This is a genomic window from Pseudoxanthomonas sp. GW2 (assembly GCF_000283075.1).
Taxonomy (GTDB): domain Bacteria; phylum Pseudomonadota; class Gammaproteobacteria; order Xanthomonadales; family Xanthomonadaceae; genus Pseudoxanthomonas.
In genome coordinates this window covers 1-24,406 of the sequence record NZ_ALIP01000016.1, presented here as the reverse complement: position 1 = coordinate 24,406, position 24,406 = coordinate 1, and the positions used below count along the sequence as shown (strand labels likewise).

Sequence of the window (24,406 nt, the reverse complement as noted above, 5' to 3'; positions counted from 1 at the left end):
CGCCGCGGGTACGCAGCGGCGACCTGGCCGCGATCGGCTACACCTCCGGCAGCACCGGCCGCCCGCAGGCGCATGCCAAGACCTGGGCCGGCTTCGCCACCGGCACCGCGCAGAACCTGGCGGCACTGGCCGACCTGTGGGGCGGGCGCCAGCCGCAGGTGGTGGCCACGGTGCCGCCGCAACACATGTACGGCATGGAGATGAGCGTGCTGCTGCCGCTGCTGGGCGGCGCGGCGGTGCATGCCGGCCGCCCGCTGCTGCCGGCGGACGTGGCCGAGGCGCTGGAACAGGCCTGCGGCCCGCGCATCCTGGTGACCACCCCGGTACACCTGCGCGCGCTGCTGCGCTCGGGCGTGGCGTTGCCGGCGCTGGCCGGGATCGTCTCGGCGACCGCGCCGCTGCCGCAGGAACTGGCGGCCGAGGCCGAGGACCGCTACGGCGCCGAGGTGCGCGAGGTGTTCGGCTCCACCGAGACCTGTGTGTTCGCGCGCCGCCGCACCGCGCGCGACCCGCTGTGGACGCCGCTGCCGGGCGTGCGCCTGGCGCCGCAGCCGGACGGCACCCTGGTGCACGCACCGCACCTGCCGGCGCCGGTGGTGCTGGCCGACATCTTCGAGGTCATGCCCGATGGCCGCTTCCGCCTGTGCGGGCGCCAGGCCGACCTGCTGGAAATCGCCGGCAAGCGCGCCTCGCTGGGCGATCTCACCCGCCGCCTGCTGGCCGTGCCGGGCGTGGAGGACGGCGTGGTGGTGCAGCTGGAGCCGGAGCGCGAGGGCGGGGTGGGGCGGATCGCCGCGCTGGCGGTGGCCCCCGGCCTGGCGCCGGCGGACATCGTCGCCGCGCTGCGCGCCACGGTCGACCCGGTGTTCCTGCCGCGCAAGGTGCGCCTGCTGCCGGCGCTGCCGCGCAACGCCACCGGCAAGCTGTGCCGCGAGTCGGTGCTGGAGGCGCTGGCCGGCCCGGGTGCCCGGGTCGTCGGGTCCGGCTCAGGCAACGCGGCCTAGAATCGCCCCGCAATCCCGTCCGCTCCCGTAGTCCCGCCGTGAACCAGCCTGCTTCCCGTCGTTCCCGCCCGCGCCGCTGGCGCCTGCTGCTGCCGCTGCTGGCCGGCGTGCTGCTGGCGGCCTGCGGTGGCGACAACACCCGCCCGACCCCGCCGCAGCCGGTGGCGCCGGTCGTGCCCGACCCGGTGCTGCCGCCGCCGAAGATCGGCCTGGCCCTGGGCGGTGGCGCGGCCAAGGGCTTCGCCCACATCGGCGTGATCAAGATGCTGGAGGCCAACGGCCTGGCCCCGGACGTGGTCGCGGGCACCAGCGCCGGCAGCGTGGTCGGCGCGCTCTACGCCGGCGGCATGGACCCGTTCCAGCTGCAGGAGAAGGCGGTGGCGCTGGACGAGGCCAAGATCCGCGACGTGCGCCTGTTCTCCGGCGGCCTGATCCAGGGCGTGGCCCTGCAGGACTACGTCAACGCGCAGGTCGGCAAGCGCCCGATCGAGCGCCTGCGCAAGCCGTTCGCCGCGGTCGCCACCCGCCTGGAGACCGGCGAGCGCACCGTGTTCGTGCGTGGCAACACTGGCCAGGCGGTGCGCGCCTCCAGCAGCGTCCCCGGCGTGTTCGAGCCGGTGACCATCGGCCAGTACCAGTACGTGGACGGCGGCGTGGTCAGCCCGGTGCCGGTGGACGCGGCGCGCCAGCTGGGCGCCGACTTCGTCATCGCCGTGGACATTTCCAGCAAGGCCACCGGCAAGCGCCCGGACGGCATGCTGGGCATCGTCAACCAGTCGATCTCGATCATGGGCCAGCGCCTGGGCGAGCAGGAGCTGGCGCGCGCCGACATGGTGATCCGCCCGAACGTGCTCGACTACGGCTCGGCCGACTTCACCCGCCGCAACCAGGCCATCCTCGAGGGCGAGAAGGCCGCGCTGGCGGCGTTGCCGCAGATCCGCGCGGCGCTGGACAAGTTCAAGGCGCAGCGCCTGCAGGCCGCGCGCGCCGAGGCGGCGAAGCGGGCCGCCGCGCAGGCGCCGCAGCTGCCGCCGTGCAAGCCGCGTCCGCGCTTCGGCCTGGGCCGCGACCAGGGTGACTGCATCCCGGCGGCCAACTGAGCGCGCCGGCGCGCGCGGCTACGGCCGCGGCGCGGCGGCGGAGGAATCGTCGGCGTAGACCGCGTCGCGGAAGGCCTTGTGCAGCGGCACCTTGCCGAACGGCAGCCACTGCGCGAACAGCACCGCCGCCAGCTGGTTGGCCGGGTCCACCCAGAACAGGGTATTGGCCACCCCGTCCCAGAAGAACTCACCGACCTCGCCGGAAGCTTCCTCCGCATCGGCCGGCGGTGCCACGCGCACGGCGAAGTCGATGCCGAAGCCGACCTGGCCCTTGCTCGGCAGCCACGAGCGCTCGCCCGGGCCGACCGCGGCCGGCAGCGCGTCGGTCGCCATCAGCCGCACCGTGGCCGGCTGCAGCACCCGCACCCCGTCCAGCTCGCCGCCGCCCAGCAGCATGCGCGCGAAGCGCATGTAGTCGTCGAGGCTGGAGACCAGGCCCCAGCTGCCCGGGGTGAGCCTGCGCTGGCGGCCGTTGAGGGCATAGGCCTGTTCGTCCGGGATGCGGGTCAGCACGCCGTCGTCGCTGCGCCGGTACAGCGCGGCCATGCGCGGCCGGTCCTGCGGACGCAGGGTGTAGCGGGTGTCCTTCATCTTCAGCGGGCCGAACACGTGGCGCTGCAGGTACTGCCCGAACGGCATGCCCGACAGCACCTCGACCAGGCGCGCCTGCACGTCCACCGCCGGCGAGTACAGCCACTGCTCGCCCGGCTGGTACAGCAGCGGCACCCCGGCCATGCGCCGCACGGCTTCCTCCAGGGTGTTGTCGAGGTTGTCCGGATCGGCGGCGCGGTAGTAGCCGCCCACCGGTTCGGGCGCGTCGCCGCCGGCCATGCCCGCGGTGTGGCGCAGCAGGTCGCGGATCGTGATCGGCCGCCGCGGCTCCAGCAGCAGCGGTTGGCCCTGGGCATCGGTGCCGCCGTAGACCCGGGTCGCGGCGAACTCGGGCAGGTAGCGCGCGACCGGGTCGTCCAGGCCGAAGCGGCCCTGCTCGTACAGCTGCATCAGGGCCACGCCGGTGACCGGCTTGGTCATCGAGAAGATCTGCACCAGGGTGTCGCGCGCCATCGGTCGCGCGGCCTCGCGGTCGGCCAGGCCGAAGGCGCCGAAGTAGGCCTCGCGCCCGTCCTGCCAGACCAGGGCGGAGACGCCCACGATCTGGCCGGAGTCGACCAGCCCGGAAAGCGCCGCGTCGATGCGCGCCTGGTCGACGCGGGCGACCCCGGCGCGGCCGTCGAAGCCGGGCGGGGTGGCGCCGGCGGCGAAGGCGCAGGCAAGGAGCAGGGCGGACAGGCAGGCGCGCAGGCGCGGCATGGCGATCTCCCGGTGGCGGACGATGCCCGCCATCAGGCCACGCGCACCACCGGGCTGCAACGCCCCGGGGTCGGGTTCAGACCAGCGGCACGCCGTGGGCGCCGTCGATCTCCACCAGCAGTTCGCGGCGGCAGACCTGGGCGTGCAGCAGCAGGCGCGGCACCTGCCGCCCCAGGTGCTGGTCCAGGCGCGCGGCCACCGCCGCGGCGTCCCCGGGGTGGCGCACGTAGGCCTTCAGCGGGGTGGCCGCGTCCGGCGCGGGCGGCAGCGAGGGCCGGATCCGGCGTGCCGAGGCGATCAGCACGCCGATGTTGGCCAGGGTCTCGTCCACCTGGGCTTCGACCGAGCCGGCGTGCTGCGAGGCATGGCCGACGATGGCGGCGGTGCCGGACAGCAGCAGCGGCATGTCGCTGCCGGTGGGCGGCAGCATGGCGCGGGCGAAGCTCGGCGGCTGCGGCCCGTACTGGCGCGGGTAGCGGTAGGCGCTGACCTGGCGCGGATTCTCCAGCGGGGTGCCGGGACCGGCGGCGGCCAGCCAGTACACCTGCAGCACGCGGCGGCCGTCGCAGCGGCCGATTGCGGTGGCGGCCGGCAGGCGGGTGGCGTCGAGCTGGCCGAGGCCGGCGACGCGGCCGACGCAGAAGCGGCGGTAGCGCTCCTCGTCGCCCTCGCCCAGAGTGATGGCGTCCATGTAGTTCCACACCCGCAGCAGGTGGCCGGCGGGGGCGGCGGCGAGGAACGCGCCCATGCACAGGTAGGCCTGGCGCGCGGCGGCCTCGATGTCGCCGCCGTCCGGCTCGGCCACTTCCACGGCGCCGAACAGCAGGCGGCCGTCGCTGGCCCAGGCCACTTCGCCCTGGCGGCCGTGGCTGACCGGGCCGGCGGCGCGCCACACCTCGATCACCGCCTCGTCCTGCAGCGGCTGCAGGGGCACGCGCAGGTAGCGCGGGTCGGCATGCGCCGCCGCGCCGGCGCCGAAGCCGAACACGGCCAGGGTCCGCGGGTCGTCCAGCTGCGCCTGCAGGGTGTGGGCCGGGGCGTAGCCGACCCGCAGGCAGGCGTCGGAACCGGGCAGCGGCAGCGGGCGGCTCACGGCCGGCCTCCCGGCGCGACCACGCCTGCCTCCTCCGCGGGCGCCGTCGGCGCGGTCGGAGGGGCCGTCGGGTCGTTCTCGGTCATGCGCTGGAAACCGGGCATTGCTGGAAGGGCGCACATGATAGCGCGAGGCCCGTCAGGCCCGCGCTTGGGCCTTCGCGGGCTTGCGCGGGAACGGCCAATGCCGGATCGTTGCCGGCCCTGCATGACCGTGGACAAAGCAATGCCGCAGACCGAAGCCGAGCGCGAACTGGCCGAACTCCTGGTGGAGTGCCTCAACCTGGAGGGCGTCGATCCGCACGGGATCGACCCGGAAGCGCCGCTGTTCAACGACGGCCTGGGGCTGGACTCGATCGACGCGCTGGAGTTGTCGCTGGCGGTGGCCAAGCGTTACGGCGTGCAGCTGCGCTCGGACGGCGAGGACAACCACCGCATCTTCGCCTCGCTGCGCGCGCTGGCGGCACATGTGCAGTCCCAGCGCGCCGGCTGAGACCCCGCGCGGCGCCGCGCCGGCCCTGCTGCTGCCGCTGCAGCTGCTGTTGTGCGTGGCCTATCCGTTCCTGGCCCATGCCGCCACCACCCGCGGTGGGCCCTGGGCCAGCTTCGCCCTGGCCGACCTGGTCCTGCTGCTGCTGGCCGCGCCGCTGCTGAGGCGGCGGCTTTGGGCCCTGGCCCTGCTGGGGCTGCTGCTGGCCGGCCTGGCCCGGCTCGACGGCGGCCCCTGGCCGCAGCTGCTGCTGCTTGCACCGCCGGTGCTGTTCACCGGCTGGCTGGCGTGGTGGTTCGCTCGCAGCCTGTGGGGCGGGCGGGTGCCGCTGATCGCGCGCATCGTGCGCGCGCTGCACGAGCGCGCCGGGCAGCCGATGACCGCCGAACTGGAAACCTACGCGCGCCGGCTCACCGTCGGCTGGGCCGGGGTGCTGGCCCTGCTGACCGTGGCCAATGCGCTGCTGGCGCTGTGGGCGGAGCCGGGCGGGGTGCTGCATGCCCTGGGGCGCACGCCGCCGCTGGCGGTTTCGCCGCAGGCCTGGTCCTGGTTCGCCAACCTGCTCAACTACGGCGTGGTCGGCGGCTTCATGCTCGGCGAATTCGCCTGGCGCAAGCGCCGCTTCCCGCGCCAGCCCTACCGCAACGGCCTGGACTTCCTGCGCCAGATGGCGGCCCTGGGGCCGAAGTTCTGGCGCGACCTGCTGGGCTGAGCCGCGGCCGCGGCGGGCTATCCTTTGCCGATGCGTTTCACCATTCCCGCCGATGATCCGTGCCTGGACGGGCATTTCCCCGGGCGCCCGCTGGTGCCCGGCGTGGTCCTGCTCGAGCGCGTGCTGGAGGCGGTGGAAGCCGCCCATGGCACGCAGGGGCCGCTGCAATTGCCGCAGGTGAAGTTCCTGCATCCGCTGCTGCCCGGCGAGGAGGCCGAGGTGGTGCTGGACGGCGCACCGCCGGCCTGGCGCTTCCAGGTGCGCCGCGGCGACACCGTGCTGGCCAGCGGCCAGTTGCGCGCGGAGGCCGGCGATGGCCGCTGAGCCGGGCAAGCCCACGGCGGCGTGGAAGCAGCGCCCGGAGGGCGGCAACCGGGCCATGATCCGGCTGATCCTCGGGATCGCCCGCGGCGGCGGCCGCGGCCTGGCGCGGCTGTGCCTGTACCCGATCGTGGCCTACTTCCTGTGCATGCGTGGCGCCGAGCGCCGCGCCTCGCGCTCCTGGCTGTCGCGGGTGCGCGGCCGCCGCGCCTCGCTGTGGCAGGTGGCGCGGCACATCCACACCTTCTCGGCCACGATCCTGGACCGGGTGTTCCTGCTGGGCGGGCGCATGGAGGTGTTCGACATCGACGTGCATGGCCTGGAGCACCTGGAGGCGTTGCTGGACCAGGGCCGCGGCGCGCTGCTGTTCGGCTCGCACCTGGGCAGCTTCGACGCGCTGCGGGTGCTGTCGCGGCGGCGCCCCGGGCTGCAGGTGCGGATCGTGCTGGACCGCGGCCAGAACCCGGTGCTGACCGAAGTGTTCGATTCGCTGGACCCGGCGCTGGCCGCCGGGGTGATCGACGGCGCCCTGCCCGGACCGGCGATCGCGCTGGAGATCCAGCACGCGCTGCAGCAGGGCGCCCTGGTCGCGCTGCTGGTCGACCGCGTCCATGGCCACGAGGAAACCGTGGCCGTGTCCTTCCTCGGCCACCCGGCGCGGCTGCCGCTGACGCCGTGGCGGCTGGCGCTGGCGCTGCACGCACCGGTGCTGCTGTGCTTCGGCCTGTACCGCGGCGGCAACCGCTACGAACTGTGCTTCGAGCCTTTCCTCGATCCGGTGGCCACGCCGCCGCCGGGGCGCGAAGGGCGCGCGGAGTGGTTGCGGCAACAGGTGGCGGCCTATGCCGCGCGCCTGGAGCACTACGCCCGCGGTGCCGAGTACAACTGGTTCAACTTCTTCGACTTCTGGAACGACGATGACGCATCCCTCCCGACCGGCGCCGCGGCGCCTGCTGCCGGCCCTGCTGCTGGCATGCGCGACCGCGCTGCCGGCAGCCGCTGAGACCGCGCCGGCCCCGGCGGCGATCCTGCGCGCGGTGGCGCAGCCGGCGCCCAGCCACACCGGGTTCGTGGAGGTGCGGCAGTCGGCGATGCTGCGCAAGCCGCTACGCATCGAGGGCCAGTACCGTCGCGAGGCCGACGGCCGCCTGGTGCGCGAGGTGCGGGTGCCGTACGCGGAAACCACCACGCTGGCCGCCGGCGAGGCGGTGATCGAGCGTGCCGGGCGCGCGCCGCGGCGGGTGTCGCTGCAGCAGGTGCCGGAGCTGGAGGCGATCCAGGACGGCTTCGGCGCGCTGCTGGCGGGCGACCTGGAGCGCCTGCAGCGCACCTACCAGGTGCAGTCCGCCGGCACCCTGCAGGCCTGGACCCTGCGCCTGCAGCCGCGCGACCCGAAGCTGGCGCGTTCGCTGGCCCGGATCGAGGTGCATGGCCGAAACGCCGAACTGCTGTGCGTGGAAAGCCATCCGGTGCGCGGCGAGCCGCAGCGCACGCTGATGGCCGGCGCCGCCGCGGCCGCGGCCGGGGTCGAGGACGCGCAGGCCCTGGCCGCGCTCTGCCACGGCGCCACGGAGTAAGCGCGCATGGGTTTCCGCGAACCGCGCGGCCGCGCGCGCCTGGCCCTGCTGCTGGGCTGGGTGGCGCTGCTGGCGCTGGGCGGCTGGCTGCTGTCGCGTGGACTGCGGATGGAGGAGGACCTGCGCCGCTTCCTGCCCAGCCCGCGCACGCCGGCGCAGGTGCTGCTGGTGGACGAGCTGGGCGAGGGCCCGGGCTCGCGCCTGCTGCTGCTGGCCCTGTCCGGCGCCGACGACGGGACTTTGGCCGCGCATTCGCGCGCGCTGGCGGTGGAGCTGGCCGCGCGGCCCGGGATCGCGCTGGTCGCCAACGGCGAGGACGCCGGCCTGGAGGCGGTGCCCGAAGGCCTGCGCCCGTACCGCTACCTGCTCTCGCCCGCGCCGCAGGCGCAGTCGCTGGATGCGGGGACCCTGCGCGAGGAACTGGAGCAGCGGCTGCAGGACCTTGGTTCGCCGGCGGCCGACCTGGTCGAGCCGCTGCTGCCCTCCGACCCCACCCTGGAAATCCTGCGCCTGGCCGAGGCCTGGCAGCCGGCGCAGGCGCCCCGGCGCCGCCACGGCGTGTGGTTCGACCAGGCCGGGGAACGGGCCCTGCTGCTGGTGCAGACCACCGCTGCCGGCTTCGACAGCGCCGCCCAGCAGGCGGCGGTGGCGGCGATCCAGGCCGCGTTCGAAGCCAGTCGCCCCGAAGGCGCGGCGACCCGGCTGGAGATGAGCGGCCCCGGCGCTTTCGCCGTGGCCATCCGCGAGCGCACCGAGCGCGAGGTCTCGTGGATCGGCACGGTCGACACCGTCGGCCTGCTGCTGTTGCTGGGCCTGGCCTACCGGCGCTGGAGCATCCCGCTGCTGGGCGCGCTGCCGCTGGCCAGTGGCGGCCTGGCTGGCCTGGGGGCGGTGGCACTGCTGTTCGACGGCGTGCACGGCATCACCGTGGCCTTCGGCTTCACCCTCATCGGCGTGGCCCAGGACTATCCGATCCACTTCTTCAGCCACCTGCGTCCCGGACAATCGCCGGTGGCCAGCGTGCGCGCGCTGTGGCCGACCCTGGTCACCGGCGTGCTGGCCACCTGCATCGCCTACGCGACCTTCCTGTTCTCCGGCGTGCAGGGCCTGCAGCAGCTGGCGGTGTTCACCATCGCCGGCCTGGGCGTGGCCGCCGCCTCGACCCGCTGGCTGCTGCCGCGGCTGGTGACGCCGGCGCGCCGCGACCCGGCCGATTCGGCACGCCTGGCACGCCTCTGGCGCGGCCTCGCCAACCTGCCGCGTCCGCGCCGCAGCCTGGCCGCGCTGGCGGTCGCCGCCGCGGCGGTGGCGCTGTTCGCGCCTGGTCCGTTCTGGGAGAACGACCTGTCGCGCCTGACCCCGGTGCCGCCGGCCGACCTGCAGCGCGACGCGCAGTTGCGCGCCGAGCTGGGGGCGCCGGACGTGCGCTACATGCTGGCGATCCAGGACGTGGACGTGGAAAGCGCGCTGCAGCGCTCCGAGCAGTTGCTGCCCGCGCTGCGGGAACTGCAGGCACGCGGCGTGCTGGCCGGCTACGACCTGGCCGCGCGCTACCTGCCCAGCGCCGCCCTGCAACGTGCGCGCCAGGCGCGACTGCCCGACGCGGACACGCTGCGCGCCTCGTTGGAAGAGGCACTGGACGGTTCGCCGTTCCTGCCCGATGCCTTCGAGCCCTTCCTCGGGGACGTGGCCGCCGCCCGCGCTGCGCCGCCGCTGGGCGTGGACGACCTGGCCGGCACGCCGCTGGAACTGGCGGTCGGCGGCCTGCTGGTGCGTGGCGAGGACCACGCCACCGCGCTGGTGTCGCTGTCGGGCCTTGCCGATCCGCAGGCCGTGGCCGATGCAGTGGCCGGCACCGGCGCGCAGCTGCTGGACCTCAAGCAGGCCTCCGAATCGCTGGTGGCGCAGTGGCGGCTGCGCCTGCTGGGCGCGCTGGCGGTGGCGGCGCTGCTGCTGGCCGGCGTGGTCGTGGCCGCGCTGCGCGACCGCCGCCGCGTGCTGCGGGTGCTGGCGCCGATGGCCCTGACCACCCTGCTGATCCTGGCCGTGCTGCGCGGCTGCGGCGTCGAGCTGAACCTGTTCCACCTGGTCTCGCTGATCCTCGCCGCCGGCCTGGGCCTGGACTACGCCCTGTTCTTCGACCATGCCGGCGACGACCGCGCCGACCAGCTGCGCACCCTGCACGCGGTGATCGTGTGCAGCCTGACCACCGCCCTGGTGTTTGGCCTGCTGGCGCTGTCCTCGATCCCGGTGCTGCGCGCGATCGGCAGCACCGTGGCCCTGGGCGTGGTCGGCAACTTCGTGCTGGCGGTGCTGGTGGCGCGCAGCCCCGCGGAGGAAACCCGATGAGCCGACCGTTGCCCGGCCGCGCGGGCATCCTCGCCCTGGTGCCCCACCAGGGTGCGATGTGCCTGTGGGACGAAGTGCTGGCCTGGGACGCGCGCAGCATCCGCGTGCGCGCCTGGAACCACCGCGATCCGGCGCATCCGCTGCGCGCGCGTGGACGCCTGCCGGCGCTGGCGCTGTGCGAGTACGGCGCCCAGGCCATGGCCGTGCATGGCGGACTGCTGGCCGGCACGGAAGGGGGGCGCGCCGCGCCGGGCGTGCTGGTGGCGTTGCACGGGATCGAACTGGCGGTTGCCCGCATCGATGACCTGCCCGGGGCGCTGGAATGCGAGGCGGAACTGCTGGCCGCCAGCGAGGCCAGCCAGCAGTATGCGTTCCGCATCCTGCATGGCGGCCAGGTCATCGCCAGCGGTCGCGCCGCGGCCATGCTCGGCAGCGCGCTGGCTGGTGGCTGACGCCAGCGCCGCGCGCGCTGGCAAAATGCCGCGATGGACCTGACGACTCCCAAGCGCCGCGCCCTGGTCACCGGCGGCAGCGGCGACATCGGTGGCGCGATCTGCCATGCCCTGGCCGATGCCGGCATGGCGGTGATCGTCCACGCCAATACCAACCTGGCCCGCGCCGAGGTGGTGGCCGCGGCGATCCGCGAACGCGGCGGCAGCGCCCGGGCGGTGGCCTTCGACGTGGCCGACGGCGCCGCCACCGGCGCGGCGATCGAGGCCCTGCTGGCCGAGGGCCGGATCGACGTGCTGGTCAACAACGCCGGCATCCACGACGACGCGCCCATGGCCGGGATGAGCGCTGCGCAGTGGCAGCGGGTGATCGACGTCTCCCTGCACGGCTTCTTCCACGTCACCCGGCCGCTGCTGCTGCCGATGGCGCGCGGGCGCTGGGGCCGGATCGTCAGCGTGTCCTCGGTGGCGGCGGTGCTGGGCAACCGCGGCCAGACCAACTACGCCGCGGCCAAGGCCGCGCTGCACGGCGCCAGCAAGTCGCTGGCGCGGGAGATGGGCAGCCGCGGGATCACGGTGAACGTCGTGGCGCCGGGCGTGATCGAAGGCTCGATGACCGCCGGCACGTTCAGCCCCGAGGCGATCCGGCAGATGGTGCCGGCCGCGCGCGCCGGGCGCCCGGAGGAAGTGGCGGCGCTGGTCGCCTTCCTGTGCTCGGAGGCGGCCGGCTACGTCAACGGCCAGGTGATCGGGGTCAACGGCGGCATGGGCTGAAGGCCTGCCCTCAGGTGCCGCCCCCGTCCTGCGGCGTGGCCGCCGCGGCCTCCACCCCGGCGCGCGCATCGCGCCGCGCCAGCAGGGCCAGCAACGGCCCGGTCATCAGCGTGGTGCACAGCGCCACCAGCAACAGCAGGGTGAACAGCTCCGGGCCGATCAGGCCGGCATCCAGGCCGACCTTCATCACGATCAGCTCGATCATGCCGCGCGCGTTCATCAGCGAACCCACCGCCAAGCTGTCGCGCAGCGGATAGCCGGACAGGCGCGCGCCCAGGCCGCCGCCGGCGAGCTTGCCCAGCACCGCCACGCCGAGGATCAGCAGCAGCGCCCCGGCGCCGGTGGCGGTGAACGCGTCGGCGGTGGTGCCCATGCCGGCCACGGCGAAGAACAGCGGCATCAGCAGGACCAGGGCCAGGTGCTCGATGCGCTCGACCAGGGCGTGCATCAGGCGGTCGTCGCGCGGCAGGCAGGCGCCGAACAGGAACGCGCCGAATACCGCGTGCAGCTGCAGCCACTCGGTGGCCGCGGCGCAGGCGAACAGGCCCACCAGCAGCGCCGCCAGCACCGTGCCGGATGGGCGGCCATCGCTGGCATGCCGGCGCAGCATCGCCGCGAACAGCGGCTTGAGCAGGCCGAACACCAGCACCAGCAGCAGGGCCAGGCCGGCCAGGGTGCGGGCCAGGCCGGCATAGCCGTCGCCGCCGGTCAGCGCCACCAGCAGCGCCAGCGCGATCCATGCGCCCACGTCCAGCAGCGCCGCCGCCGACAGCGCCAGCCGCCCGACCGCGGTGTGCTGCATGCGCCGGTCCTTGAGGATCCGCGCCAGCACCGGGAACGCGGTCACCGACAGGGCCACGCCCAGGTACAGCGCGAACGGCCAGAAGGCCACGCCTTCCGGCGCCAGCATCCCGTGCAGCAGCGGCGCCGCCGCCAGCGCCAGCAGGAACGGCAGCAGCGCCGACAGCCCGGCCACCCGCGCCGCGGCCAGCACCTGCGCACGCGCGCCTTCCGGCGCGCGCATCTCCACGCCGATGACGAACATGAAGAGCACCAGGCCCAGGGTTGCCAGCGCCGACAGCCCGGGCAGCGAGGCGGCCGGGAACAGCGCGGCGTGCAGTTCGGGCATGGCCGCGCCGAACACCACCGGGCCCAGCAGGATGCCGGCGGCCATCTCGCCGATCACCGGCGGCTGGCCCAGGCGCGCGAGCAGCACGCCGCAGGCCCGTGCGGCCACCAGGACGATGGCGATCTGGAACAGCAGCAACCCCGTCATCGCTACTCCCCGTGCGCGGACAGGCCCTTATAGCCCGCACGCGGCCGCGGGCCAAACACGGTTGGCCGTGAAACGGTCCGCTTCAGGGAGTGGTGTCGATCTGCGGCACCTGGGCGCGCACCCGCGCATACTCGCGCCACACGTCGCCATGGGCCAGCACCTGGCGCACCACGTGCGAGGTGATCCGGTACAGGTCGCGCAGCGGGCGGAAATGGCTGCGCCGCAGCGGGCCGCCGTCCTGGCCGCGGTAGCGGGTCTCCACCGGCACCGCCACGCTGCGGATGCCCAGCTGGCGCGAGGCGGAGATCAGCAGCTGCGCCTCGAACACGAAGTCCTCGCCGGGCACGTCCTGCAGCGCGACCACCGCCGCCGGGTAGTAGCGCTGGCCGCTCTGGCTGTCGGCGATGCGGTAGCCGGCGCCCCAGCTCACGCCCCAGTCGCCGAAGGCATTGGCCATGCGCCGCAGGCGTGGGGCCGCGGCGCGGTGGCGCAGGCGCGCGCCGATGATGATGTGGTTGGGGTGGCGCGCCGCCGCGGCCAGCAGGCGCGGCAGGTCGGAGGGGTCGTGCTGGCCGTCGCCGTCGATGGTCAGCACCCCGGTGGCGCCACGCGCCAGCGCCTCGGCGAAACCGGTGCGCAGGGCCGCGCCCTTGCCGCGGCGCAGGCCGTGGCGCAGCACGGTCACCGGCAGGTCGCGCAGGCGCTCGGCGGTGCCGTCGGTGGAGCCGTCGTCGACCACGATCACCCATGGGCAGTGCGCCAGGGTCTGGGTGACGACGTCGCGGATCCGCAGCACTTCGTTGAGGGCCGGGATCACCACTGCGGTCCTGCGCGGATCAGCCATGGCCCAGCCCGATGCGCAGGCCGCGGCCGTCGCCGGCGGCCACCACCGCTTGCGCGGCGTCGGCGGCGATCGCCTCCAGCAGCACCAGCGCCGGGGCCATGGCGTTGCCGGCGGCCACCGCGGCCGGCGGCGCCGCGGGCGTGGCCTCGCCCGGTTGCAGCGACAGGCGCAGGCGGTCGCCGGCCGCCGGCCGCGCCAGCACCAGGGCCACGCCAAGCAGGCCCTGGCTGTCCAGCACATCGTTGAGCGGGCCCACCGCCGGGCCGTCGTAGGCGACGAGGAGCACCGCCTGCGCCCCGGCCTCCAGCTGCGCCAGCGCCTCCACCAGGCCCATGGCGAAGCTGGCTTGGCCGGCGCTGATCGCGGTGGCCGGCTCCATCGCCCCGGTGCCGATGGTCCAGTAGCCGGCGGCGGCGTTGTGCACGGAATTGTGGAAGCGGGTCGGCGAGACCTCGGTGGGGGCGCGCGCCAGGGTGGCGCACATGTTGTCGGTGATCGCCAGCTCGCCGTAGGTGGAGGTGAACACCGAGGGCAGGCTGGCCGGGTCGCGGCCGGCGGCCTCGTACGCGGCCTGGGCCGCCTGCAGCGCGACCAGCACCGTGTCCGGCGCGCGCCGGCGCTCGTTGGGCGGCAGCAGCGTGGGTGCCGGCCGCGCGGGCGCCGCTTCCGGCGCCGCGGCGCCGCGGTGCAGGCCGACGAAGGCCTCCCAGGACGGGACGCCCGGGGCCCACAGGCCGATGCCTTCGATCGCGGCGGTGAGGGGCGTGGTCATGGGCGCGAGAACACCAGCGAACAGTTGTTGCCGCCGAAGCCGAAGGCGTTGTTCATCGCATGGGCGATGTCGGCGCGGGCATTGTCGAAACGGATCTGCGGGCCGCACACCGGGTCGGGCACGGCGCTGTTGAGGGTGCCCGGCAACAGCCCGTGCTCCAGCGCCAGCAGCGCGAACGCGGACTCGACGATGCCGGCCGCGCCCAGGGTATGGCCGGTCCAGCCCTTGGTCGAGCTGGCATGCAGGGTTGGCGGGAACAGCGCCGCCACCGCCGCCGCCTCGACGCTGTCGTTGGCCGGGGTGGCGGTGCCGTGCAGGCTCAGGTAGCCGATGTCGTCCGGCGCCAGGCCGGCACGCGCCAGCGCGTCCTGCATCGCCCGCCGCGCGCCCAGGCCTTCCGGGTGCGGCGAGGACATGTGGTAGGCGTCGGAGGATTCGCCGTAGCCGGACAGCCAGGCGCGCACGCGGGCGGGTTCGGCCTGGCGTTCGAGCAGGGCGAAGCCGGCGGCCTCGCCCAGCGACAAACCGTCGCGCGCGGCGTCGAACGGCCGGCAGGGCTGCGCCGAGACCAGCTGCAGCGCGTTGAAGCCGTACAGCACGCTGCCGCACAGGGTGTCCACGCCGCCGACGATGGCTGCATCGGCGAGGCCGGCCTGCATCAGGCGCGCGGCATGGGCGAACACCTTGGCGCTGGAGGAGCAGGCGGTGGCCACGGTGAGGGTCGGGCCGGCGGCGCCGGTGGCCGCGCCCACGAAACCGGAGGCGGCGTCCGGGCAGTGCACCTTCAGCCGCGCCAGGTCGGCCGGGAAGCGGCCGTCCTCCAGCCGGGTATAGGCCTCCTCGGTTTCGCCGATGCTGGAGGTGGAAGTGCCGATCACCACCGCCACCCGCGCCGCACCATGGCGCGCCACGGCCTCGCGCGCGGCCTCGAGGAAGCCGTCCTGCTGCAGGCCCAGCCAGGCCAGGCGGTGGTTGCGCGACTGCCAGCCTTCCAGCGCCGCCGGCAGTTCCACCGTTTCCACGCCCTCGACCCGGCCGATCCAGCACTCCAGCGGCCGCCCCGGCAGGTCGTTGCGGCGCAGTCCGCCACGGCGCTGCACGAGCGCCTCGTGCTGCGCCTGCAGCCCGGCGCCAAGCGCGGTGGTGGCGGTGAAGGCGGTGATGGCCACGGGCGCGACGGGCGCCGGACGGGAGTGCGTGAGCAAGGGCAGCGACTGGCGGGCAGGAGGCGCGGGAGTATAGCCACTGCGCCTGTTGCCGCCGCGTGCCGGCCGGCTTCACCAGGATGAACGATGCCCCAGGCATTGCCGCGCTTCCGCACCTGCGACATTTCCTCCACAATCCCGAGGTTCTTACGTTTCCCCCGGGGCCGGGCGCGACCGCGCGCATGCAAGCCTACGTCTACAAGAGCCGCCGTCGAGCAGACACCTACGTATTCCTGGCCGAACGCGACGGGTTCTCGCGCCTGCCCGCGGCGGTGGCGCAGGGCCTTGGCCAGCTGGAATTCGTCCTCGAGGTCGCGTTGACCCCGGAGCGCCGCCTGGCGCGGGCCGACGCCGCGGTCGTGCGCGCCAACCTGGCCGCGCAGGGCTTCCACATCCAGTTCCCGCCGGTCCCCGGTACCCCGGACGCGGCCCATGGCTGAGCCCGTTTCCCGTCCCGCCCGCCCGCTGCTGGCCGCGTTCCTGCTCGCGGCCGGCGTGCTGCTGGCAGCGCTGGCCGGCTTCGGTGGCGCGGTCGCGGTGGTCGCCGGCCTGCTGGCGCAGGCGCTGCTGGCCGCGGGCCTGTCGTGGTGGCGCGGTACCCGCGCGCTGCCGGCCAGTCCGCGCGCACTGCCGGCCGCGCTGCCGGGGCCGTTGCTGGCCTGGGGCGCCGGGCTGGCCCTGGCGGCGCTGCTGCTGGCCTGGCCGCTGCAGGCGCTGCGTGCCCACGCCAGCCTCGGCGCCGCGCTGGGCACCAGCCTGATGGCGGCCCTGCTGGTGCTCGCACTGTGGCGCACCTGGCCGGTGTGGCGCGCCGTGGAGGGCGAGGGCGCCGCGCCGGGCGCGTCCTGGCGCCGGCTGCCGCAGCAGCAGGCCGATACCTGGTCCGGGCTGGGTGCAGCGCTGGCCATCGCCCTGGTGCTGGGCGGCTGGCTGCTGCTGGCCTGGCCGCAGCTGCTGGCCCCGGCCACGCGCTGGGGCCTGGCCGCGGCCTGGGCCCTGGCCGGGATCCCGCTGCACCTGTGGCTGCAGCGCACCCCGGCCCCGGTCGAGCGCGCCGCGCCGCTGGATTTCCTCGCCGCGACCCTGCTGCAGGCCGAACCGGAGCCGCTGCCGCCGGCACCGGAAGATCCGGCCGCGCTGGCCGAGGCGCTGTACGCCGCCGCCCGCGCCGGCCGCGTCGACCAGGCCCTGCAGCTGCTGGAGGCCGGTGCCGACCCGCATGCGCCGCCGCCGGAGGATGAACGCGACCGCCGCAGCCTGGCGGTGCTGGCCGCGGTGCTGCCGGACCTGCGCCTGCTGCGCGCGCTGATTGCCCAGGGCGTCGACCTCAACCCGCCCGGCGGCACCGGCCCGCTGCTGGCCGCCACCCGCGACAGCTGGCACGGCCGCCCCGAGGCGGTGATGACCCTGCTGGCCAACGGCGCCGACCCGCGCGCCCGCGACGCCGAAGGCAATTCCCCGCTGCACCATGCCGCGCGCAGCACCGACCCCGGCGTGGCCGCGCTGCTGCGCGACGCCGGCGCCGAGCTGGAGGCGCTCAACAACGACGGCCTGTCGCCGCTGGGCGTGGCCTGCGCCGCCGGCAACTGGCGCCTGGCCAAGTTCCTGCTCGAACGCGGCGCCCGGCCCGAGCCGCCCGGTGGCCAGCCGGCGCTGCTGGCCGCGGCCGGCGGCGACGAGGACGATCCGGCCGGGGTGCAGCTGCTGCTGAAGTTCAAGGCGCGGGTGGGCGCCACCGGCCGCGGCGGGCGCACCGCCCTGCACGAGGCCGCGCTGGCCGGCCACGCCGGGATCGTGGCGGCGCTGCTGGCCGCCGGCGCCGATCCGCACCGCGCCGACGAGGCCGGGCGCACGCCCTGGCTGGAGGCCGCGCGCGGCCAGCACGCCGAGGTGCTGGAACAGCTGCTGGCGATCGGGGTCGACGTGGCCGCGGTGGACGCCTCCGGGCGCAACGCGCTGCTGCTGGCGGCCAGTGCCGAGCAGCCTTCGCTGCCGCTGGTGCGGCGCCTGCTGCAGGCCGGCGTGGATCCGGCGGTGCCCGATGCCAGCGGCCGCCGCGCGGTGGACGCCGCCGCCGAGGCCGGGCGCTGGGCGATCGTGGCCGCGCTCGACCCGGGCTACCCGCTGCCGCTGGCGGTGGCCGACAGCGTGGCCGCCGCGCCGGCCGAGGCCGATGCGCGCCCGCCGCTGGCGCTGCTGCGCGAAGGCCTGCTGGCCGGGCGCATGGACGGCCTGCCGGCGCTGGCACGGCTGTGCAGCCCGGCCGAACTGGGCGGGCTGCTGCACGAGCGCGAGCTGCAGGCCCGCCCGGAAGCGCTGGCCTGGCTGCTGGAGCAGGGCGCCGATCCGGAAATCCTGGTCGACGGCCATACCGTGCTGTCGGCCCTGCTCGGCCGCGGCGGCGAGGCCGCCGCCGCGATCCAGCTGCTGCTGCGCCACGGTGCCTCGCCGGCCGGCGCCGGCGGCCTGGCCCGCTTCCTCGCCGCCTGCGTGCAGCGCGACGAGGCCGCCCGCGGCCACGAACAGCTGGCGCTGGAACTGTTCGGCGCCGGCGCCGATCCGTTCGCGCCCTCGCCGGCGGGCGACCCGGCGCTGTCCCTGGCCGTGCGCCTGGGCTGGCTGCGCCTGCTGGACGCCCTGCTGGACGCCGGCGTGGACCGCGAGGCCCGCGACAGCCACGGCATGACCGCCCTGCACCTGGCCGCTGCGCTGGGCCGCGAATCGGCGCTGCTGCGCCTGGTCGCCCAGGGTGCCTCGCCGGAGGCGCGTGCCGCCGATGGCCAGACCCCGTTGGGCGTGGCCCTGGCCAGCGGCCGCCGCGACCTGGCCGACTGGCTGGACTGGCGCGGCTGGCAGCTGCCCGGGCGCCCGCTGCGCCCGGCCGACGTCCCGGCCGCGGCGATGGCCGGCGATGCCGACGCGGTGCGCCGCCTGCTGGACCTGGGCTTCGCGGTCGACTCCACCGACGCCCAGAGCTGCACCGGCCTGCTGCGCGCCGCCGGCGGCGGCCATGCCGCGGTGGTGGACCTGCTGCTGGCGCGCGGCGCCAATCCGCAGCACGCCGCCAACAGCGGCGCCACCCCGCTGTCGGCGGCGGTGAGCATGCGCCAGCTGGGCATCGTCTCGGCCCTGCTGGATGCCGGCGCCGACCTCGAGCACCGCCTGCCGGGCGGGGTCACCGTGCTGATGCTGGCCTCGGCCCTGGGCCTGGCCGACGTGGCCGCGCGCCTGCTCACCGCCGGCGCCGATATCTCCGCCGGCGACAGCCAGGGCCTGGCGCCGCTGCACTGCGCCGCGCTGTACGGCTTCACCGGGCGCGACCGCCCGCGCCTGCTGGCGCTGCTGGACACCCTGCTGCTGGCCGGTGCCGAGCCCGACCAGCCGGCCGCCGGCGGGGTCACCCCGCTGCTGCTGCTGCTGGGCGCGCGCGCCGAGCCCGGCAGCGCCTGCGACGAGAACGTGGTCCTGGCCGGCCTGGAGCGCCTGCTGGAGGAGGACGTGTCGCTGGACGCGCAGGACCCGCGCGGCTTCGGCCCGCTGCACCTGGCGGCGCTGCACGGCCTGCGCGCGGTGGTCCAGCGCCTGCTGCGCGCCGGCGCCGACCCGGACCTGCGCGACACCCTCAACCGCACCCCGCGCGACATCGCGGTGATGCGCGGCTTCGTCGACGTGGCCGCCGAGTTCGTGCCCGCGCACCAGGCCACCGGGGTGTCGATGGCGCGCTTCCTCAACCAGCCGCGCAACTGAGCGCGCCGGCAAGGCCGCGGCTCAGTCCCTGTCGGAGGGCGGGGCCGGCGGCGCGTCCTGCGCCGGACGGCTGACCGCCGGGTCCCCGGCATCGGCCTCGAACAGCCGCACCAGCTCGGCGCGTGCCTGCTGCGCACTGCGCTTGAGCGCGTCCTCGTCGTCGTAGACCAGGTACTGCTCCTGCAGCAGGGCCTCGTCGTGGGCGCGGAAGCGGCGCACGTGCTCGGCCGCCTGCGCTTCGGGCATGCCCAGCTCGCACAGCACCCGCCCGGCCACTTCCAGGCTGGTGCCCAGCAGTTCGCGGTAGGGCTCGGTGCCCAGGTCCATCAGCCGCCAGGCGTGCTGGCGGTCGCGCGCGCGCGCCAGCACCCGCGCCTGCGGGTACTGGCGGCGGATCAGGCGCACCGCCTGCAGCGTGGTCTCCGGCTCGTCGGCACAGATCACGAACACCTTGACGTGCTCGGCGCCGGCGGCGCGCAGCAGGTCCGAGCGGGTGGGGTCGCCGTAGAAGATGCGGCCGCCGCTGCGGCGCACGTCCTCCACCCGTTGCGGACTGCGGTCCAGGGCCACGTACGGGATCTTCTGCGCCGCCAGCACCCGCGCCACGATCTGGCCGAAGCGGCCGACCCCGGCGATCAGCACCTGCGGCTTCTCGACCCCGGGCGCGGCGCTGTCGTACTGCGGCGCCGGCGCCGGCGGCTGCTCCTCGCGCCGCCGGTGCAGGTAGCGGTCCAGCGCCATCAGCAGCAGCGGCATCAGCGCCATCGACACACCGACCACCGCCGCCAGACGGTCGTACTCGGCGGTGGTGAGCAGGCGCACGCGCAGCGCCTCGTGGAACACCACGAAGGCGAACTCGCCGCCCAGCCACAGGGTGCCGCCCAGCAGCAGGCCGTGCCCGGGCTGCAGCCGCGCCACCTTGCCGATGCCCAGCAGCACGCCGAACTTCACCACCAGCAGCAGGCCCACGCCGGCGGCGATGAGCCAGGGCTCGGCGACGATCCGGTCCAGGTCGATGCCCATGCCCACGGCGATGAAGAACAGGCCCAGCAGCAGGCCCTTGAACGGCTCGATCTGCGATTCCAGCTCGTGCCGGTACTCCGAGTCGGCCAGCAGCACGCCGGCGATGAACGCGCCCAGGCCGGGGCTCAGCCCGGCCTGCTGCATGATCCAGGCACTGCCCAGCACCGCCAGCAGGGCGGTGGCGGTGAATACTTCCGGGGTGCGGATGCTGGCCACCACCTTGAGCCCGCGCCGCATCAGCAGGCGCCCGCCGAACCACACCAGCGCCAGCGCGCCCAGCGCGTGCCCGACCATGGCCCAGGTCAGGCTCTCGTCCTTGACACCCCCCAGCAGCGGGATGACCGCCAGCAGCGGGATCGCCGCCAGGTCCTGGAACAGCAGGATCGCGAATGCCAGCTGGCCGTGGTCGCTGCCCAGCTCGCGGCGCTCGCCCAGCATCTGCAGGCCCACCGCGGTGGAGGACAGGGCCAGGCCGAGGCCGGCCACCAGCGCGCCCTTCCAGTGCACGCCGTAGAAGAACAGGGCCGCGCCCAGGAACAGCGCCGACACGAACACCTGGGCGCCCCCGGCGCCGAACACCGGCCGCCGCAGCAGGCCCAGGCGCGCGGGGGACACCTCCAGGCCGATCACGAACAGCAGCATGATCACGCCCAGCTCGGACGCGCCCAGGATCCGCTCCGGGTCGCTGACCGCGCCCACCCCGTGCGGCCCCAGCAGCACGCCGGTGGCCAGGTAGGCCAGCACCGCCACCAGGCCCAGCCGGCGGAACAGCGGCACGACCGCGATCGCAGCCGCCAGCAGCACCAGCGCCAGTTCGAAACTCAGGTTGCCGGGCAAGGTGCCGTCCATCGATTGGCCCGATTATCGCCGCGGATGGCGCCGCGTGGGCGGCCGGACGTGACTGGCCGCTGTCCGCGGTGCGCGCGGGCGGTTCGGCACGGGCCTGTGCTAGCCTCGCCGCCGGTCCAAGGGAGGGATCCACATGCGCAGTCCATGGTGGTGGGCAGTCGTGCTCTGGGTGGTTGCGGGCCTGGCGCTGGCGGCGGAGGGCGGCGGCGAGCCGCAGGTCGAAGCCGGCATGCTGGTTTCCGGCCGGATCGTCGTCGGGCCCGACGGCAAGCCCAGCGAGTACCAGCTGAAGGATCCGGACCGGCTGCCGGCCGGGGTCCGCCGGTTCCTGGACCTGCATATCCCGCGCTGGCAGTTCGAGCCGCCGATGCTGGAGGGCCGCGCGGTGGCCCTGGACAACCTCATGGACATCCACCTCAGGGCGGTGCCCGAGGGCGAGGGCATGCGCCTCGAACTGGGAAGCGTCTCGTTCCGGCCGGCGGCCCGGGACACCGAATACGAACTGCGCAGGCGCAGGCTGATCCCGCCGGAGTATCCCCGCGCGGCCCTGGCGGCCGGCGACGGGGGCGGCGCCGTGGTCTACGTCGCGCTCAGGATCGGCCCCGACGGCAAGGTGGTGGAGGCGGTGGACGAGCAGGTCAACCTGCATTTCATTCCCGACGCGGGCAGCGAAGGGAAATGGCGCGACCTGTTCGCCCGCAACGCATTGCGCGCGGCGCGCGCATGGACGTTCCAGCCGCCGACCCGCGGCGAGCTCGCCGGGCTCCCGTACTGGCGGCTGCGCGTCCCGGTGCACTACATCCCGTCCGCCCTGCCCGGCGCCGGCGACCAGTACGGCAAGTGGCAGGCCTACGTCGTCGGGCCGTGGCGCCAGGTCGACTGGTTCGGGGAAGCCGACGTCCGCCAGCCACTGGAGTCGCTGGCCGGCAACACCCTGCACGTGGCGGATGCGCCCGGCCAGCTGAAGCTGGTCGCCCAGGCCGGGGGCTGATCCGCCCCGCGGCCTGCCCTGCGGCGACGACGCCGCGACGGCGCTAGACTCCGCCGGGGCCCAAAGGGGAGGCCCAAGGGGAGGGGAGAACATGCGCAGTCCGTGGTGGTTGGTGTGTGTCCTGTGGGCGGTCAGTGCGGTGGCGCTGGGGGCGAGGAAGCCGGCGCCGGGCCAGGCCGAGGCGGAAGCCGGCATCCATGTCGCCGGCACGATCGTGGTGGGACCGGAAGGCAAGCCGCTGGAGTACGAACTCACCGGCGCCAACCGGTTGCCGGCCGAGGTGCGCCGGTTCCTGGATTTCCATATCCCGCGCTGGGAATTCGACCCGCCGGTGGTGGACGGCAAGCCGGTGGCGCTGCGCAACCGCATGGGCCTGTACCTGGTGGCCAGGCCCAGCGCGGACGGCGGCATGCGCATCGTCCTGCAGGCGGCCAGCTTCACCCCCGTCGAGAAGGGCGGTGGCTACGACCTGGCGGCGGCGCGGATGCCGCCGCCGCCGTACCCGGAGGCGGCCGCCGAGATCGGCGTGGAGGCCACGGTCTACCTGGTGCTCAAGGTCGGCCCCGACGGCAAGGTGCTGGACGCCGCCGACGAGCAGGTCAACCTGCACTTCCTGCCCGAGCGCGATGCCGACAAGTGGCGCGACATCTTCGCCCGCGCCGCCGTGCGCGGCGCGCGCAGCTGGAAATTCAACGTGCCGACCCAGGGGCCGGAGGCCGGGCGCGAGTACTGGCTGGTGCGAGTACCGCTGGCCTTCACCTTCGACCAGCGCAACCGCTACGGCGAATGGCAGGCCTACGTGCCCGGCCCGCGGCGCAAGGTGCCGTGGGTGCCGGAAGATGAACAGGGCGGCCCGCTGGAGGCCATGGCCGGTGGCAGCGTGAACGCGGTGGGCGCCAGGAGCGGGGTGATGCTGACCCCGGCCGGCCGCGGCCTGTAGGCCCGTCCGGCGCCACCGGACGGAAACAGGAAGCCCCGCCGGTGGCGGGGCTTCCCGTGTTGCCTGGCTGCGCCTTGCGGGCGGCCTTCAGCGCTTCATCGAGCTGAAGAACTCGTCGTTGGACTTGGTGTTCTTCATCTTGTCGAGCATGAACTCCATCGCGCCGATCTCGTCCATCGGGTGCAGGAGCTTGCGCAGGATCCAGATCTTCTGCAGCAGTTCCGGCTCGATCAGCAGGTCCTCGCGGCGGGTGCCGGAGCGGTTGATGTCGATGGCCGGGAACACGCGCTTCTCGGCGATGCGGCGGCTCAGGTGCACCTCGGAGTTGCCGGTGCCCTTGAACTCCTCGTAGATCACCTCGTCCATCTTGCTGCCGGTGTCGATCAGCGCGGTGGCGATGATGGTCAGCGAGCCGCCTTCCTCGACGTTGCGCGCGGCGCCGAAGAAGCGCTTCGGGCGGTGCAGGGCGTTGGCGTCCACGCCGCCGGTCAGGACCTTGCCCGAGGACGGCACCACGTTGTTGTAGGCGCGGGCCAGGCGGGTGATCGAGTCGAGCAGGATCACCACGTCCTTCTTGTGCTCGACCAGGCGCTTGGCGCGCTCGATCACCATCTCGGCGACCTGCACGTGGCGCGCGGCCGGCTCGTCGAAGGTCGAGGAGATGACCTCGCCGCGCACGGTGCGCTGCATCTCGGTCACTTCCTCCGGGCGCTCGTCGATCAGCAGCACGATCAGGTGCACGTCCGGGTGGTTGGTCGTGATCGCGGTGGCGATCTGCTGCATCATCATCGTCTTGCCCGCCTTCGGCTGGGAGACGATCAGCGAGCGCTGGCCCTTGCCCTGCGGGGCCATCAGGTCGAGGATGCGGCCGGTGATGTCCTCGGTCGAGCCGTCGCCGCGCTCCAGCCGGAATCGCCGGCGCGGGAACAGCGGGGTCAGGTTCTCGAACAGGGTCTTGTTCTTGCTCGCCTCCAGCGGCTCGCCGTTGATGGTGTCCACCACCGACAGGGCGAAGTAGCGCTCGCCGTCCTTGGGCCAGCGGATGCGGCCGGACAGGTGGTCGCCGGTACGCAGGTTGAAGCGGCGGATCTGGCTGGGCGAGATGTAGGTGTCGTCCGGGCCGGCCAGGTAGCTGGCCTCGGCGCTGCGCAGGAAGCCGTAGCCGTCCGGCAGGATCTCCAGCACGCCGTCGGCCTGCACGCCCTCGCCGTGGCGGGTGAGCACCTTCAGCAGGGCGAAGATCACGTCCTGCTTGCGCGCGCGGGCCACGCCCTCGTGGATGTTCAGCTGCTCGGCGATCTCCAGCAGCTTGTGTGCGGGCATGCGCTTGAGGTCGCTGAGGGTGTAGGTCGGGAAGCCCTCGGGCACGCTCGGCTGCGGCCGCTGCGGGTTCTGCTGGCCGCCGTTGCCGCCCTCGTCCTGCATGCCGCCTTCCTCGCGGAAGCGCTCGCGCTGGCGTTCGCGGCGGTTGCGGAAGCGCTCGCGGCGGTTGCGGCCGCCGCCCTCGCGCTGCTCGCGCTCGCCGCCGTCGTTGCCGCCCTGGCCGCCGTTGCCGTTCTGGCCGTTCTGGCTCTGCGGCG

General features: G+C 74.8%; 22 protein-coding genes. 14 read left to right on the top strand and 8 right to left on the bottom strand.

What is annotated here, in order from left to right:
* Nucleotides 1–1,004: AMP-binding protein (locus B351_RS16020; RefSeq protein ID WP_019397295.1), on the top strand; the 1,004-nt coding region annotated here is incomplete at its 5' end.
* Nucleotides 1,005–1,042: 38 nt separating this feature from the next.
* Nucleotides 1,043–2,104, top strand: coding sequence for a patatin-like phospholipase family protein (locus B351_RS0101510; protein WP_019397294.1), 1,062 nt, complete (start codon nt 1,043–1,045; stop codon nt 2,102–2,104).
* An 18-nt stretch (nt 2,105–2,122) separates the two neighbouring features.
* Here B351_RS0101510 and B351_RS0101505 read toward each other — a convergent pair whose 3' ends face one another.
* Both B351_RS0101505 and B351_RS0101500 read right to left on the bottom strand, forming a co-directional pair.
* Nucleotides 2,123–3,448 carry a serine hydrolase gene (locus B351_RS0101505; RefSeq protein ID WP_019397293.1) on the bottom strand — a complete coding sequence of 442 codons (1,326 nt, stop codon included), beginning with the start codon at nt 3,446–3,448 and terminating at the stop codon, nt 2,123–2,125.
* 43 nt (nt 3,449–3,491) lie between these two features.
* Entirely contained in the window at nt 3,492–4,508 is a 1,017-nt protein-coding gene (locus B351_RS0101500; RefSeq protein WP_019397292.1) for a hypothetical protein, read from the bottom strand.
* Nucleotides 4,509–4,733: 225 nt separating this feature from the next.
* On the opposite strand from B351_RS0101500, the gene B351_RS0101495 reads away from it, so the two are divergent.
* Genes B351_RS0101495 through fabG form a run of 8 tightly spaced genes read left to right on the top strand, consistent with a single transcriptional unit; the run spans nt 4,734 to nt 11,179 of the window.
* On the top strand, nt 4,734–5,000 hold the full coding sequence (locus B351_RS0101495; protein ID WP_037034862.1) for a phosphopantetheine-binding protein: 267 nt from the start codon (nt 4,734–4,736) through the stop codon (nt 4,998–5,000).
* Nucleotides 5,001–5,028: 28 nt separating this feature from the next.
* Complete coding sequence (locus B351_RS0101490) at nt 5,029–5,709, top strand: hypothetical protein (RefSeq protein ID WP_026010222.1); 681 nt, start codon at nt 5,029–5,031, stop codon at nt 5,707–5,709.
* A 30-nt stretch (nt 5,710–5,739) separates the two neighbouring features.
* Nucleotides 5,740–6,033, top strand: coding sequence for a polyketide synthase dehydratase domain-containing protein (locus B351_RS0101485; RefSeq protein ID WP_019397289.1), 294 nt, complete (start codon nt 5,740–5,742; stop codon nt 6,031–6,033).
* Complete coding sequence (locus B351_RS0101480; protein ID WP_019397288.1) at nt 6,023–7,033, top strand: acyltransferase; 1,011 nt, start codon at nt 6,023–6,025, stop codon at nt 7,031–7,033. The genes B351_RS0101485 and B351_RS0101480 overlap by 11 nt, the downstream gene beginning before the upstream one ends.
* Nucleotides 6,948–7,607 (top strand): LolA-related protein, encoded by a 660-nt coding sequence (locus B351_RS0101475; protein ID WP_019397287.1) that lies wholly within the window; start codon nt 6,948–6,950, stop codon nt 7,605–7,607. Before B351_RS0101480 ends, B351_RS0101475 begins: the two co-directional genes overlap by 86 nt.
* Nucleotides 7,608–7,613: 6 nt before the next feature.
* Nucleotides 7,614–9,956, top strand: a complete 2,343-nt coding sequence (locus B351_RS0101470) for an MMPL family transporter (RefSeq protein ID WP_019397286.1) — start codon at nt 7,614–7,616, stop codon at nt 9,954–9,956.
* The gene (locus B351_RS0101465; protein ID WP_156810392.1) at nt 9,953–10,408 is read left to right on the top strand and encodes a phosphotransferase; all 456 of its coding nucleotides are present in this window, start codon (nt 9,953–9,955) and stop codon (nt 10,406–10,408) included. Before B351_RS0101470 ends, B351_RS0101465 begins: the two co-directional genes overlap by 4 nt.
* 33 nt (nt 10,409–10,441) lie before the next feature.
* The gene (gene fabG / locus B351_RS0101460) at nt 10,442–11,179 is read left to right on the top strand and encodes a 3-oxoacyl-ACP reductase FabG (protein WP_019397284.1); all 738 of its coding nucleotides are present in this window, start codon (nt 10,442–10,444) and stop codon (nt 11,177–11,179) included.
* 10 nt (nt 11,180–11,189) lie between these two features.
* Here fabG and B351_RS0101455 read toward each other — a convergent pair whose 3' ends face one another.
* The 4 genes from B351_RS0101455 to B351_RS0101440 all read right to left on the bottom strand — a co-directional run bounded on the left by B351_RS0101455 (nt 11,190) and on the right by B351_RS0101440 (nt 15,276).
* Nucleotides 11,190–12,455, bottom strand: a complete 1,266-nt coding sequence (locus B351_RS0101455) for a cation:proton antiporter (RefSeq protein WP_037034817.1) — start codon at nt 12,453–12,455, stop codon at nt 11,190–11,192.
* An 82-nt stretch (nt 12,456–12,537) separates the two neighbouring features.
* Entirely contained in the window at nt 12,538–13,299 is a 762-nt protein-coding gene (locus B351_RS0101450) for a glycosyltransferase family 2 protein (protein WP_026010218.1), read from the bottom strand.
* A complete protein-coding gene (locus B351_RS0101445) occupies nt 13,292–14,071 on the bottom strand; it encodes a beta-ketoacyl synthase chain length factor (protein WP_019397281.1) in 780 nt (259 codons plus the stop codon). The genes B351_RS0101450 and B351_RS0101445 overlap by 8 nt, the downstream gene beginning before the upstream one ends.
* Nucleotides 14,068–15,276, bottom strand: coding sequence for a beta-ketoacyl-[acyl-carrier-protein] synthase family protein (locus B351_RS0101440; RefSeq protein ID WP_039730743.1), 1,209 nt, complete (start codon nt 15,274–15,276; stop codon nt 14,068–14,070). The genes B351_RS0101445 and B351_RS0101440 overlap by 4 nt, the downstream gene beginning before the upstream one ends.
* Before the next feature lie 182 nt (nt 15,277–15,458).
* On the opposite strand from B351_RS0101440, the gene B351_RS0101435 reads away from it, so the two are divergent.
* Together B351_RS0101435 and B351_RS0101430 are read left to right on the top strand one after the other, a co-directional pair.
* Entirely contained in the window at nt 15,459–15,716 is a 258-nt protein-coding gene (locus B351_RS0101435) for a YcgL domain-containing protein (RefSeq protein ID WP_019397279.1), read from the top strand.
* Nucleotides 15,709–19,023, top strand: a complete 3,315-nt coding sequence (locus tag B351_RS0101430) for an ankyrin repeat domain-containing protein (RefSeq protein ID WP_019397278.1) — start codon at nt 15,709–15,711, stop codon at nt 19,021–19,023. The genes B351_RS0101435 and B351_RS0101430 overlap by 8 nt, the downstream gene beginning before the upstream one ends.
* A 21-nt stretch (nt 19,024–19,044) precedes the next feature.
* Here B351_RS0101430 and B351_RS0101425 read toward each other — a convergent pair whose 3' ends face one another.
* On the bottom strand, nt 19,045–20,895 hold the full coding sequence (locus tag B351_RS0101425) for a monovalent cation:proton antiporter-2 (CPA2) family protein (RefSeq protein WP_019397277.1): 1,851 nt from the start codon (nt 20,893–20,895) through the stop codon (nt 19,045–19,047).
* Nucleotides 20,896–21,028: 133 nt separating this feature from the next.
* Here B351_RS0101425 and B351_RS16015 point away from each other — a divergent pair, with 133 nt between their 5' ends.
* Together B351_RS16015 and B351_RS0101415 are read left to right on the top strand one after the other, a co-directional pair.
* Nucleotides 21,029–21,886 carry a hypothetical protein gene (locus B351_RS16015; protein ID WP_083852370.1) on the top strand — a complete coding sequence of 286 codons (858 nt, stop codon included), beginning with the start codon at nt 21,029–21,031 and terminating at the stop codon, nt 21,884–21,886.
* Nucleotides 21,887–21,977: 91 nt separating this feature from the next.
* Nucleotides 21,978–22,826 carry an energy transducer TonB gene (locus B351_RS0101415; protein WP_083852369.1) on the top strand — a complete coding sequence of 283 codons (849 nt, stop codon included), beginning with the start codon at nt 21,978–21,980 and terminating at the stop codon, nt 22,824–22,826.
* An 87-nt stretch (nt 22,827–22,913) separates the two neighbouring features.
* On the opposite strand, the gene rho is transcribed toward B351_RS0101415, so the two are convergent.
* The coding region (rho, locus tag B351_RS0101410; RefSeq protein ID WP_019397274.1) for a transcription termination factor Rho at nt 22,914–24,406 on the bottom strand (1,493 nt) is incomplete at its 5' end.